The 11,129-nt window shown below is 73.4% G+C and carries 13 protein-coding genes; 3 read left to right on the forward strand and 10 right to left on the reverse strand.

Annotation, left to right across the window (positions count from 1 at the left end):
- Positions 1 to 22 precede the first annotated feature (22 nt).
- Complete coding sequence (locus tag QIS99_RS31550; RefSeq protein ID WP_282517183.1) at positions 23 to 1,207, reverse strand: LeuA family protein; 1,185 nt, start codon at positions 1,205 to 1,207, stop codon at positions 23 to 25.
- Between the two features lie 308 nt (positions 1,208 to 1,515).
- Here QIS99_RS31550 and QIS99_RS31555 point away from each other — a divergent pair, with 308 nt between their 5' ends.
- Complete coding sequence (locus QIS99_RS31555) at positions 1,516 to 1,695, forward strand: hypothetical protein (protein ID WP_282517184.1); 180 nt, start codon at positions 1,516 to 1,518, stop codon at positions 1,693 to 1,695.
- Between the two features lie 30 nt (positions 1,696 to 1,725).
- On the opposite strand, the gene QIS99_RS31560 is transcribed toward QIS99_RS31555, so the two are convergent.
- From QIS99_RS31560 to QIS99_RS31585, 6 genes are all read right to left on the reverse strand, one after another.
- Positions 1,726 to 2,760 (reverse strand): enolase C-terminal domain-like protein, encoded by a 1,035-nt coding sequence (locus QIS99_RS31560; protein ID WP_282517185.1) that lies wholly within the window; start codon positions 2,758 to 2,760, stop codon positions 1,726 to 1,728.
- A gap of 268 nt (positions 2,761 to 3,028) precedes the next feature.
- Positions 3,029 to 4,030: a helix-turn-helix transcriptional regulator gene (locus QIS99_RS31565; RefSeq protein WP_282517186.1), complete on the reverse strand. Its 1,002-nt coding sequence runs from the start codon at positions 4,028 to 4,030 to the stop codon at positions 3,029 to 3,031.
- The gene (locus QIS99_RS31570) at positions 4,027 to 4,728 is read right to left on the reverse strand and encodes a TetR/AcrR family transcriptional regulator (RefSeq protein ID WP_282517187.1); all 702 of its coding nucleotides are present in this window, start codon (positions 4,726 to 4,728) and stop codon (positions 4,027 to 4,029) included. The genes QIS99_RS31565 and QIS99_RS31570 overlap by 4 nt, the downstream gene beginning before the upstream one ends.
- A 150-nt stretch (positions 4,729 to 4,878) precedes the next feature.
- On the reverse strand, positions 4,879 to 5,562 hold the full coding sequence (locus QIS99_RS31575) for an HAD family hydrolase (RefSeq protein ID WP_282517188.1): 684 nt from the start codon (positions 5,560 to 5,562) through the stop codon (positions 4,879 to 4,881).
- Positions 5,559 to 6,689 (reverse strand): acyl-CoA dehydrogenase family protein, encoded by a 1,131-nt coding sequence (locus QIS99_RS31580; protein ID WP_282517189.1) that lies wholly within the window; start codon positions 6,687 to 6,689, stop codon positions 5,559 to 5,561. Before QIS99_RS31580 ends, QIS99_RS31575 begins: the two co-directional genes overlap by 4 nt.
- Positions 6,683 to 7,669: a ScbA/BarX family gamma-butyrolactone biosynthesis protein gene (locus QIS99_RS31585; RefSeq protein WP_282517190.1), complete on the reverse strand. Its 987-nt coding sequence runs from the start codon at positions 7,667 to 7,669 to the stop codon at positions 6,683 to 6,685. Before QIS99_RS31585 ends, QIS99_RS31580 begins: the two co-directional genes overlap by 7 nt.
- A 200-nt stretch (positions 7,670 to 7,869) precedes the next feature.
- Here QIS99_RS31585 and QIS99_RS31590 point away from each other — a divergent pair, with 200 nt between their 5' ends.
- Positions 7,870 to 8,535: a ScbR family autoregulator-binding transcription factor gene (locus QIS99_RS31590; RefSeq protein ID WP_282517191.1), complete on the forward strand. Its 666-nt coding sequence runs from the start codon at positions 7,870 to 7,872 to the stop codon at positions 8,533 to 8,535.
- Positions 8,536 to 8,660: 125 nt separating this feature from the next.
- Positions 8,661 to 9,107: a cupin domain-containing protein gene (locus QIS99_RS31595; RefSeq protein WP_282517192.1), complete on the forward strand. Its 447-nt coding sequence runs from the start codon at positions 8,661 to 8,663 to the stop codon at positions 9,105 to 9,107.
- Between the two features lie 104 nt (positions 9,108 to 9,211).
- Here the strand turns inward: QIS99_RS31595 and QIS99_RS31600 are convergent, their stop codons facing one another.
- The 3 genes from QIS99_RS31600 to QIS99_RS31610 all read right to left on the reverse strand — a co-directional run.
- Complete coding sequence (locus tag QIS99_RS31600; protein ID WP_282517195.1) at positions 9,212 to 10,171, reverse strand: pyridoxal-phosphate dependent enzyme; 960 nt, start codon at positions 10,169 to 10,171, stop codon at positions 9,212 to 9,214.
- Between the two features lie 81 nt (positions 10,172 to 10,252).
- A complete protein-coding gene (locus tag QIS99_RS31605) occupies positions 10,253 to 10,504 on the reverse strand; it encodes a hypothetical protein (protein WP_282517193.1) in 252 nt (83 codons plus the stop codon).
- On the reverse strand, positions 10,482 to 11,129 hold a 648-nt coding region (locus tag QIS99_RS31610; RefSeq protein ID WP_282517194.1), incomplete at its 5' end, for an arylamine N-acetyltransferase family protein. The genes QIS99_RS31605 and QIS99_RS31610, both read right to left, overlap by 23 nt.

Raw genomic sequence — 11,129 nt, forward strand, 5'->3', positions numbered from 1 at the left:
CCGGCCCCCCCCCGCGGGGTGCTCACGCGGCGGCCGGCAGCCGTTCCCCGAGCAGCAGGCCGGCGAGGCGGTCCTTCAGTACGGAGATGTCCTCGCAGTCGCCGCCCGCGCGCTCGGCGATGTGCGCGCGGTACAGCTCGGTCAGCTCCTGGTCGCTCACCGCGATCTGCAGCTCGTCGAGGATGTGCCGCAGCACGGCCCGCCCCGAGTGCCGCCCGATCAGCAGGGAGCGCTCACGGCCGAACCGGGCGGGCTCCACGTACTCGTACGTCGCCGGGTTGCGCAGCATGCCCTGCTGGTGGATGCCGGCCGCGGTGCCGAAGGCGTACGTCCCGAAGATCGCCTTGTTGCGGGGCTCCTCCAGGCCGATCATCTCGCGCATCGCCGTGTACGCCGCGTACATCGCGGACACGTCGATGTCCGTGTGCATCGAGAGGATCCGGCCCTTGTACGAGAGCAGCGCGGCCAGCTCCTCCAGCGGGGTGTTGCCGGCGCGTTCGCCGATGCCGCCGAGCGTCGCCTGCACCTCGTCCGCCCCGGCCTCAAGGCCCGCGACCGCGTTGGCGAGGGAGAGCCCGAAGTCGTCGTGGCAGTGTGTGGAGATGCGCACCGCGTCGGGCAGCCAGTCGCGGAACCTGCCGATCAGGGCGGCGTACTCCTGCGGCAGGTTGCAGCCGGAGGTGTCGGCGACCGCGAAACAGGTGGCCCCGGCCTCGACGGCGCCGAGCGCGATCGCGCGCAGCAGTTCGTCCTCGCCGCGGCTGGCGTCCTCGATGCCGACCGACACGGCCTCGACGCCGAGGGCGCGGGCGTGGGCGACGGTGTCGGCGACCTCGTCCACGGCCTGCTGCCGGCTGATGCCGCGCTTGTGCAGCAGGTGCATGTCGCTGCCGGTGGCCATGATCTGCACCTGGTGGCGGTCGGTGCCGCCGGCGGCGACGGCGGTGTCCACGTCGGCGCGCACGGCCCGGCAGAACGTGGTGAACCGCGCCGACGTCATGTTCCGGGAAATGAGCCGGGTGGCCTCGAACTCGCTGGGCGACGAGGCCGGAAATCCGGCTTCTATGAAGTCGGCACCGAGCGCTTCAATGCGCAGCGCCATGTCGAGTTTCTGATGCGGATTCATGGCGTTCGCGGGGGCCTGTTCGCCGTCCCGGAGTGTGGTGTCGAAAATGGATATCCGTCGTGAACCGGCCGTCGGTGTCATCGGGTTCCTTTCCTTGGCCGAAGCTCCTCATGGACCTCAACAGCGCGCACACTAGGTCGCGTCGAGGGGCTGCCACGCCCTGCCCGGCTGGCCGGTCAGGGCCATGACCCGCATGGGTCGAGTGCGGCGGCGGATCTTCCGGAAAGCTGTTTCTTGAATTACTGATACGTCGGCCGGTGGCCGCTCGGGGACACGGCACCGCTGGGTCACCTCCACCTGTTGCCCAAAGGTGGAGAGGGAATGGAAGGATTTCCTGGAAAGCGCGGCCACCGCCGCACACCGGCCATTTCACGAAGAGGAAAAAAATCATGCTCCCGCCCGTCGCCGCCACCACCGCCATCCCCGCCAAGCTCGTCCGCGTCTGCGCCCTCGCGTTCGCCGCCACCGCCCTGGCAGGCTCTGCCGCCCTCGTGAGCGACACCTCCCCGGCCGGGATACGGACGACGGCCACCGTCCCGGCCTCCGAGGACGACCTGATCTGGGGCTGAGGGAACGAGGCAGCGGCACCGGCGGCGGACCTACCCCCACAGCGAAGGCGCGGGCGGGGCCAACACTCCGTCCGTGTCCTTCTGTCCGGCAGGCGGGCAAGGCGGGTCGCCCGCGGTCCGCAGCCACTGCGAGAAGTTCACCCGGTCCGCGCCGGCGGCGGCATGCAGCACGGCCGCCCAGGAGCGCGGGGTCGCAGGCGGCGCGCCGAGCAGCACGGACAGGCCCCGCTGGTCCGCCTGCCGCATGAGGTCCAGGGCCGCGGTGAGCCCGCCCACGGCGTCCGGCTTGAGGTTGATGCCGTCGTACCGCGAGGCGAGCCGGCCGAGGTCGCCGCTCTCCCCGTACGCCAGGTCGGCGATGATCGGGAACGGGCGGCGCAGCGCCGCGAGGGCGGCCGACTCCACCTCGGGCAGGGGCTGTTCGAGCAGCCGCACCCCGTGTGCCTGGAGCACCGGAAGCATGGTGTGCAGCCGGTCCACGCCCCAGGACCCGCCCGCGTCCGCCATCAGCCAGGCGTCGGGACGGTGCCGGCGCACGGCGTGGAGCCGGGCCAGATCGTCCTCGACGGTTCCCTCGCCGAGCATCAGCTTGAGGGCGGCGAAGGTCTGACTGTGCCTCAACTCCTCCTCCAGACCGGGCTGTTCGCCACGGGGCAGGGTGAGCACGGCCGGCACCGGGCGGGGCGGCGGCACGCCGAGCAGCTCCCAGACGCGCTGTCCGCTGCGCTTGGCGAGCAGGTCCCACAGGGCGGCGTCGAGTGCGCTGCGCAGCGGTCCCGGCGGCAGCAGCCCGGCCAGGTCGACGGGGCTGATCATCCGCTCCAGGCGGTCCCGGGCGCCCCCGAGCTGGGCGCGTACGACGTCGGGGGCGTGGGCGTCGAGGAAGGGCAGGAGGGTCGCGTCGCCGTGTCCGGTGCTGCCGGCGTTGCGCAGGGTCACGCGGAGCACGGACCAGTTCCGGGCGCCGTCGGCGGGCGGGCCGTGGGGCGGCTCGGCGGGGAGGACGGCACACTGCACCCGCATCGGTGTCCCCGTCAGGGACTTGAGGAACGCGGGGTCGAACACGAGGGGCTCCAGACTCGCTGCCGTGCGGCACTCGCCGCCGTGCGGCACTAACCGCCGTGCGGCACTCGCTGCCGTGCGGCACTCGCTGCCGTGCGGCCGAGCCCTCATCGTCGCCGGGGCGCGCGGCCCGCCACCAGACGGGTGACGCGGCACTCTGCGCCCTGGCCGCAAGCGGACAGCCCCGCCGGGCGCGCCGGACCGTGACCGCACACCGGCGGCCGGCGCCACGCCGACGCCACCGCGGCCGGCGTACGGGAGCCCCCTCGGGTCAGTCGAGCAGCCCGAGGCGCGCCGCAGTGATCCCCGCCTGGAAGCGGCTCTCCACGCCGAGCCGGGCCATCAGATCCGCCATCACCCTGCGCAACGTCCGTACGGACACGCCGAGTTCGCGGGCGATGGCCTCGTCCTTGCGGCCGGTGGACATCAGCCGCAGCACCCACAGCTGCTGGGAGCTGAGCTCGGATTCCTGGCCCGGCTCCGCGGCCTCCAGCGGGGCCGCCGAGGCCCAGCACATCTCGAAGACCTTGACGAGGAGGGCGGTGACGGCCTCGCCGCGCAGCACCATCATGGCCTTGGAGGAGTTGGTGTGCAGTGCGGGCACCAGGGCCTGCACCCGGTCGACGAGGATGAAGCGGAACGGCACGATCGTGGCGATCCGTACCTGTGCGCCGGCGTTCCGCAGCTCCTGCAGATGTGTCATCGAGTGGATGATCCGCGTCATCGGCCGGAGGTGGATGCTCCGCATCGTGACCCCGCGGTTCAGGACCTGCACGTCGCGCCGCAGCCCCTCGGCGAGCATGTCGGGGGCCATCACGGGCCCGGGGTGCATGCTGAGGATCTCCGAGGTCGCGATGTCGGCGGTGTCGCTCAGCACCCGCGCGATCTTCTCGGGGCTGGTGACCACTTCCCCGCTCAGCCCGTGGGAGCGCGCGGTGTGCAGCGGCAGGAACACCTCGCGCATCGCGTCGATCTGCTCGCGGGTACGGCGGATGTGCTCGGTGAGCCGGGACGCGGCCTCCTCCTCGGCGGTGAGCAGACGCAGCAGCGCCGCCTCCGGCGCGGTGGCCTTGGCGGTCAGCCCGCTGTCCGGCGAGCCGCCGTCCGAGGACTCGATGAGCAGGCCGAGCCCGATCAGTTCGCTGCGGGCCCGCTCGATCTCGCCGACGGTGGTGTCGAGTTGTTCGCAGGCGCTGCGCACCGTCCAGTCGCTGCGCGACGAGGCGTACTCGAAGAGCCGCAGGGCCTGCGGCCCGATGGTCGCTGCGCTCATGTCGTCCGTTGCCTTTCCCTGACGGATCGATGGGGTCGTACGGAGCCGCGGGGGCACCTCTGCCACCTCAGCCACCTCAGCCACCTCTGCCACCTCTGCCACCTCTGCCACCTCAGCCGCCTCAGCCGCCTCAGCCGCCCGGACCGAACAGCCCCCCAGAGGCCGTTGAGCCGTGCGTGGCTGCCGATGCCGTTCTCCGTGCCCGGCCGCACTCCGGCGAAGATCGCGGTCGTGACCAGGTCGGCGAGGGCCACCGGCCCGAACGCCGCGGCCGGTCCGGCCTCCTGCTGGGCCCGGCGGGCCAGTTCGGTGAGGCGGTCGGAGACCAGGGCGACCAGGTCCCGTTCCCGGGACCCGCGCCGGCCGTCCGAGGCGAGCCGTACGGCGGCCCTGAAAACGGTGTCGTCGTCCATGAGGCGCGCCAGCTGCGCGGCCAGGCGGCGCAGTTCGCACACCGGGTCGGACGGCCGTGCGGGCCGCTGCGCGCTCAGGGCGTCCCAGTGCGACGCGGCCTCGTCGGCCACGGCCCGGGCCAGTTCCGCCTTGGAGGCGAAGTGTCCGTACAGGGCGCCCTTGGTCATACCGATCCGGTCCACCACGGTCTTGAGCCGCGCGCCGGAGTACCCGCGCGCGGCGAACTCCTCGGCCGCGGCGAGCAGGAGCAGTCGTCTGGTCCGAACCGACCGCTGCTGGCTCATCGGCGATGTCTCGCATCCGGTCCGTCTCTCCTGTCCGGTGAGAACCCCATGACAACAAAATACCCTCCCGAAGGTATTTTTCTTGGCCGTACGCATGGCCCCTACCGGCCAGGGGCCGACGGGGGCCGTACGTACCAACTCGCCCGCGCCTCAGCCCACTTGCGCCGGCACCGCACCTCTCGGGAGCGGCCCGGTCTCCGTCCCGGCCCGCGGCCAGCCCTCCGCCGCGGCGCGGGCGGCGAGGACCGGGTCGTCGCCCACGACCACCGGATGCCCCACCGCCGTCAGCAACGGCAGGTCGGTGCTGTGGTCCGCGTAGGCGAAGCAGTCCCGCGGCCGCGCGCCGAGGCGCACGGCCAGTGCGGTCGCGGCCGTCCGCTTGGCGTCCCCGAGCCGGGGCCGGCGCACCTCGCCGGTGAGCACTCCGGCGGCGTCGGTGACCACCTCGGTGGCGAGCACGTGCCGCACCCCGAGCTCCTCGGCGAGCGGCCGTACGAGCATCTCCCCCGCACCGGTGACCAGGGCCACCTCGTGGCCCGAGCTCCGGTGCCGCAGCAGGGCCTCGACCGACTCGGTCAGGCACACCCGCGGCCCGCGGCGGAACTCCTCGTACCAGCTGCGTGCGGCGCTCTCCAGCTGGACCAGGGGGACGCCGGCGAAGGCCCTGAAGTAGGCGCGGTTCAGCGTCTCGCGGTCCGCGCCCGTGCTGCGCGGGGTGGGCAGGGCGCGGCCGCGCCGGGCGGCCCGCGCCGCCCAGAAGTGCCAGAAGCTGAGCATGCTCTTCCCGGCGAGCAGCGTCTCGTCCACGTCGAAGAAGGCGATCCGTCGGTTCACCGGCGGGCTCCCGCCCGCGCACGCGCGGCGAGGGTGGCGCCCGCGTAACTCGCCGCCGCCGTCGCGAAGTTGAGGGTGCCGTGGGTGCTCGCCGCGGTGATGTCCCGCCAGGCGCGCTGCAGCGGGTCGCCCTCGTCGAGGGCGCCCGGTCCCGCGGACCGGAACAGCTCGTTGGCGGCCGAGACGCACAGCTCGACGGCCACGGCCACGTCGCGCTGGTTCTCGGCGACGAGGACGGGGGTGACGGGCGCGTGGTCGGCGCGCTGGGCGGCCCGTTCGAGGAGCAGCCGGGCGGCCTGGACGTGCGCCGCGGTCCTGGCGAGCACCTGTTGCTGTGCGGGCTGTTCGGCGGCGCTGCTGCCGTCCGGGCGGACGCGCTCGGACTGCCGGTCCCACCAGGTCCGCAGCGCGCCCTCCGCGGCCCCGAGCACCGGCGCCGCGAAGATCAGCGAGGCCACCAGCGGGAACGGCACCGTGTGGCAGCGCGCCGCGTGGGGCTTGGCGCGGCCCAGGTCGCGCAGGGTGAAGGTGAGGTGCTCGGGCACGCGGACGTCGGCCTCGACGGTGTTGCTCCCGGTGCCGCGCAGGCCCACGGGACGCCAGGTGTCGATCACCTTCACGTCGGAGCGCCGCACCGCGAAGACACGGTGCTCCGGTGCGGGCTGCGCACCGCCGTCGGCCACCGGCGCCCAGGCGGCGAGCAGCACCCACCCGGCCTGGTCGGCCCCGCTGGCCATGGCCCACTCGCCGGTGAGGCGCCAACCGCCCCTCGTACGCCGGGCGTTTCCCTGCGGGGGTACGACGGAGGCGGCCACGCAGACGTCGGGGCCGCTCCCCCACAGCTCCTGCTGACCGGCCTCGGGAAGATAGGAGGCGAGCCTGCCGTGCGCGGCGTAGAGCGCGCCGCACCACGCGGTGGACGCGCAGGTCTCGGCCACCACGGAGACCGCGTCCAGGAGCGCGGTGAACGTACCCGCGCAGCCGCCCCGGGCTTCGGGCACGAAGTGCCGGGTGAAGCCGGCGGCGACCAGCGAGTCGGCGAGCCGGTCGGTGAGCCGGCAGGACTCGTCGAGCAGCGCCCGGTCCTGACGGGCCGTCTCCAGGACGGGTTCCAGGTCGCTCAGCATGCGGCGGCCCCCGCCTCGGCCGCCATGGCCGCGAGCGGGGACGCCGGGCGGCCGGCCACCCGGGCCGTGGCGAGGGCGCGTTCGCCCTGCCGTGCGGTGGCCAGGTAGGCGTGGTCCCCGACCGGCTCTGCGGACACCGTGACGGGCTGGTCGAGTTCACCGAACGAGGCGAACGTCGTGTGCATGGCCCGCGGCTCCCAGCCCTCGGGGGCTCCCTTCGCCGCCTCGACGAGGACGGCCTGCCGGAAGGCCTCGACGATCACCATGCCGGGCACGTGGTCGCTCTCGTGGTCGAAGAGCGCGGGGTGTCCGGTGTCCGTCCGCAGGCGCCGGGCCCCGGACCGCTCGGGGCAGTCGGCGATGAGCACGGCGTCCTCCCGGTCGCGCCCGACGGCCTCGGGGCTCAGCGGCACTGGGTCGGCGGGCGGCGCCGTGAAGTCGGCGAGCGAGGGCACGCCCGCGCAGCGGTGGCGTACGACGGCGTAGTGCCGGGGCGCGAGCGCCTGCCAGGACATGCCGGCCCGGCCCACAAGGCGGCCCCCGACGCGGAGTTCGGCCTCGGACGTCAGCTTGAAGCGGTCCGGCTTGCCCGGCTCGCGCCGGACGGTGATGTCGAGGACGGCGTCGGAGCCGTTGCCGTGGTCGCGGATCGGCGCGCTGAGGTCGTACTCGAAGCTGTGCAGGACGAACGCATGGTCCATGGGTACGTCGTGGTGGCGGTGCGAGAGATAGATGCCGGCCTGCCGCATCGTCTCCACGACGATCAGCGGGTCACGGGTGCCGTCGGCGGAGCGGCCGTGCAGCAGGTGGTCGTGCGGCCAGCGCATCCAGACCGCGAAGCGGTCGTCCGCCAGCGGCTGCGCGGCCGAGAGCAGCACCTCCCGGTCGGCGGCCTTGTGTACCAGAGTGCGCGGAACATGTGCATCGGCATGGTGCCCGGCTGCCTTGTGGGCGTCGGACTCTATGGCGGCGTCGTACATGGGTATCCCCTCCCTGGACAACGGAGCCGTGCGGCCCGGTCCCTGTGACTCCCCTGAGGGCCCGGCCGTTCGGCGCGGTCGAAAATATACCTACGGGAAGGTATATTGCAATGGGGTCCGTCGAGCGCCCAACTGCTTTGCGGCAGGCGGAACTTGACGGGCGGAAAGTCAGGGGGGCGAAAGATGAAGGCGAGTGCGACATGACGCAGAGCAAGAGCCGGGCCTCCTTCCCGATGCCCGAACCCAGGACGGGCGACGAGCCGAGGACGGGACGGATTCCCGAACGCCAGCAGGAGCGGGCGGTGCAGACGCGCCTGCAGATCCTGGACGCGGCGGCCGAACTCTTCGACCGCAACGGCTACTCGGGCACATCCGTGCAGAACGTCGCCGACCAGGTCGGCATGACCAAGGGTGCGGTCTACTTCCACTTCCCCACCAAGGAAGCCCTCACCATTTCGGTGGTCGACGCCCACTACCACCGCTGGCCGCTGCTCCTGGAAGCCGTACAGGCCAAGGGACTCGGCCCGCTCGACACCCTGGTGGAGCTGCTCGACCAGACCGCGGCGGCCTTCCGCGACGACGTGATAGTGCAGGGCGGGGCCCGGCTCCAGATGGAACAGCCGCTCCCGGAGGGCGCGTTGCCCTTGCCCTACATCGGCTGGATCGACCTGCTCGAACAGCTCCTCACGGAGGCCGAGGAGGCGGGCGAGCTCCGCGCGGGCGTCTCCCCCTCGGCGGCCGCGCACACCCTGGTCGCCGCCTTCTTCGGCGCCCAGCACATCTCGGCCCGCCTCGGCCGCCGCCAGGACCTCACGAAGCGGTGGGGCGAGGCCCGCGAGCTGATGCTGTACGCGCTGCGGGCCTGAGGCGGGGCCCCACCGGCGCTCACCGGCCGCCCCCGGTTTGCCATACCGGCAAGGTTTCTTGCCGTCCCGGGGGCGGTGGCGCAGCCTGGTCCGCACACGAGCCGACACCACCGGGAGGCTGCACGATGACTGTTCGCGAAGAGGGCGGGAACGGACCGGACTCGGGTGAGGGCGCGCCGGTGAACGACCGCGTGCGTCTCGTACGGGCCGGTGAGCTGGACGGCAACGCGGCGATCAGCGGCGGCACGGTCGGCTCGAAGCGGCTCTGGATGGGCAGGGTGGAGAACCCGCCGCTGAGCTCGACGGACAACCACCATCACGGCGATTCGGAGGCGGGGATCTTCGTGGTCAGCGGCCACCCCGTCTTCGTCTACCACGACGGGACCCGGGAGGTACGGCTCGCCGGCAACCCGGGCGACTTCTTCCACGTACCGCCGTTCGTCCCGCACCGCGAGGAGAACCCGGACCCGGACGAGCCGGCGGTCGTCGTGATCGCCCGGACCACTCAGGAGCCGGTCAAGGTGCCGGTCCCCGAGCTGTACCGCCGGGACGGCCACGCGGACGCCGGCTGAGCGGACGCCGTTCGAGCGGACGCGTTCGAGCGGACGCGTTCGAGCGGGCGGCGGCTGAGCGGACCCCGGCTGACCGGACGCCTGCCGGGCGGCGAGCTGCCGGGTCAGCTCGGCGCGGACTCCCGTGCCCAGGACGCCACATCGGTGGTCGTCGCGTTGCCGCCGCAGATCACCAGGCCGAGGCGGGCGTCCGGGCCGACGCGGTCCAGGACGCGGCGGGCCGCGGGGAGCACACAGCCCGCGGCGGGTTCGGTCCAGAGCTTGGCGTGCTCGGCGAGGTCGAGGACGCCCTGCACGGCTTCGGCGTCGGTGACGGAGAGGACGTCGGTGACGAGCGCGGAGACGTGCTCGTACGTGAGCTGCGAGGCGCTGGGGGCGCTGAGCGTCGTAACGATCGAGGAGAGCGCGACGGGCACCGGGCCGCCGGCGGCGAGCGCGGCCGTCATGGCCTGTGCGCCCTCGGTCTCCACACCCCACACCCGGATGCCGGGGCGCAGGGCGTGCAGGGCGGTGGCGACGCCGGAGATCAGCCCGCCGCCGCCGATGCTGACCACCACATCCGTCAACTCGCCCGCGTCCTGGCCGAGTTCGAGGCCGACGGTGCCCTGGGCGGCGATGACGACCGGGTCGTCGAAGGGGTGCACGAGGGTGAGGCCCTTGGTGCGGAGTTCGTCCACGAGGGCGAAGGCGCCGTCCATGCTGTCGGCGAGGACGACGTGCGCCCCGGCGGCCTCGGCGGTCTCCACGGCGCGGCGGGGCGCGCTGCGGGGCATGACGACGGTCGCCTCGATGCCGAGGGCGCCGGCCATGACGGCGGTGGCGATGCCGTGGTTGCCGCCGCTGACGGCCACCACTCCGGCGGCGCGCTCCGCGTCGGTGAGCGAGAGCAGCTTGGCGGTGGCGCCGCGCGACTTGAAGGAGCCGGTGCGCTGCAGGAGTTCGAGCTTGGCCGTGACGGGGACGCCGAGGAGTTCGGTCAGTCCCGGGCTGGCCACGGTGGGCGTGCGCAGCACGTGTCCGGTGATGCGTGCGGCCGTGGCCTCCACGTCCGCAAGGGTGATCAGCACCGGGGGCCTCCGTTCGTTGCGGGTGCGGGTGCCCTCAGTGGATCACAGGACGGGCGGGGAGGCGGTGTCCGGCGGGAGTCAGGTGAGGACGAGCAGGGCGGCGAGGGCCGGGCCGAGGGCACTGCCCATCTGGAAGCAGAGGACGAACAGGCCGATGGCTGCGGGGCGTTGGGGTTCGGGGGCGGACTGGGCTGCGTACAGGGCGAGTACCGCGTTGGCGCCGGTGGACGTGAAGATCGCGGCGGTGGTGGCGAGGAGCAGCAGCGGAGCCGAGGCGGCGAGGGCCGCGGTGAGGGCGGCGAGTGCGCTACTGGCCCGCCGCCCCGGCACCCGCTTCCGCCCCCGCGTCCGCCCCCGCGTCGCTCTTCGCCAGTTCCGTCAGGCGGGACACGAGGAGTTCGCTCTCCTCGGGGTGGGTGCGGATGCCGAACACGTCCGCCAGGAGTGCCGGGGCCTCGTGCGGGCGGACGGTGTCCGTCACGCGGGGGCGGCCGGGGCGTTCCGTGGTCCAGGTGAGTGCGTCCAGGGTGTCGTACCGGTCGGTGCGCAGCCGCTGGACGAAGGGGCGGGTGACGAACGGGGAGCGCGGGTGGGAGGCCACGAAGTGGTTCGCCACCGTGTAGTCGATCGGGTACTGCGGGGTTTCGGTGAAGACCTGCCGCACGGTCCAGCCCGCCGGGCCCTCCGGGTCGGCCGGTCCCTCCGGGTCGGGCGGGCCCTCCGGGTCGGCCGGTTCCGTCGGCCCGTCGGCGCGTTGGTGGACCGCCCAGCCCGGTGCGCCGTGGGTGATGTTCTGCCACCTCAGGAGGTACGGCCACGGTCCCGAGTCGCTGCGGGCGCCGCCCTTCAGCTCGATGGGCTCCAGCGGGCTGGCGCCGTAACCGACGTCGGCCAGCCAGCGCGTGCCGTCCAGGTCGACGAGCAGCATGCCGTGGGTCGCCGGGCGGGGTGATGT

The organism is Streptomyces solicavernae, from assembly GCF_029968095.1.
GTDB lineage: Bacteria > Actinomycetota > Actinomycetes > Streptomycetales > Streptomycetaceae > Streptomyces > Streptomyces solicavernae.

Bases quoted from the DNA above. Each gene is read 5' to 3' on its own strand.
- QIS99_RS31550 (WP_282517183.1), bottom strand. From the start codon at position 1,207: ATGACACCGACGGCCGGTTCACGACGGATATCCATTTTCGACACCACA.
- QIS99_RS31555 (WP_282517184.1), top strand. From the start codon at position 1,516: ATGCTCCCGCCCGTCGCCGCCACCACCGCCATCCCCGCCAAGCTCGTC.
- QIS99_RS31565 (WP_282517186.1), bottom strand. From the start codon at position 4,030: ATGAGCGCAGCGACCATCGGGCCGCAGGCCCTGCGGCTCTTCGAGTAC.
- QIS99_RS31570 (WP_282517187.1), bottom strand. From the start codon at position 4,728: ATGAGCCAGCAGCGGTCGGTTCGGACCAGACGACTGCTCCTGCTCGCC.
- QIS99_RS31580 (WP_282517189.1), bottom strand. From the start codon at position 6,689: ATGCTGAGCGACCTGGAACCCGTCCTGGAGACGGCCCGTCAGGACCGG.
- QIS99_RS31585 (WP_282517190.1), bottom strand. From the start codon at position 7,669: ATGTACGACGCCGCCATAGAGTCCGACGCCCACAAGGCAGCCGGGCAC.
- QIS99_RS31590 (WP_282517191.1), top strand. From the start codon at position 7,870: ATGACGCAGAGCAAGAGCCGGGCCTCCTTCCCGATGCCCGAACCCAGG.
- QIS99_RS31595 (WP_282517192.1), top strand. From the start codon at position 8,661: ATGACTGTTCGCGAAGAGGGCGGGAACGGACCGGACTCGGGTGAGGGC.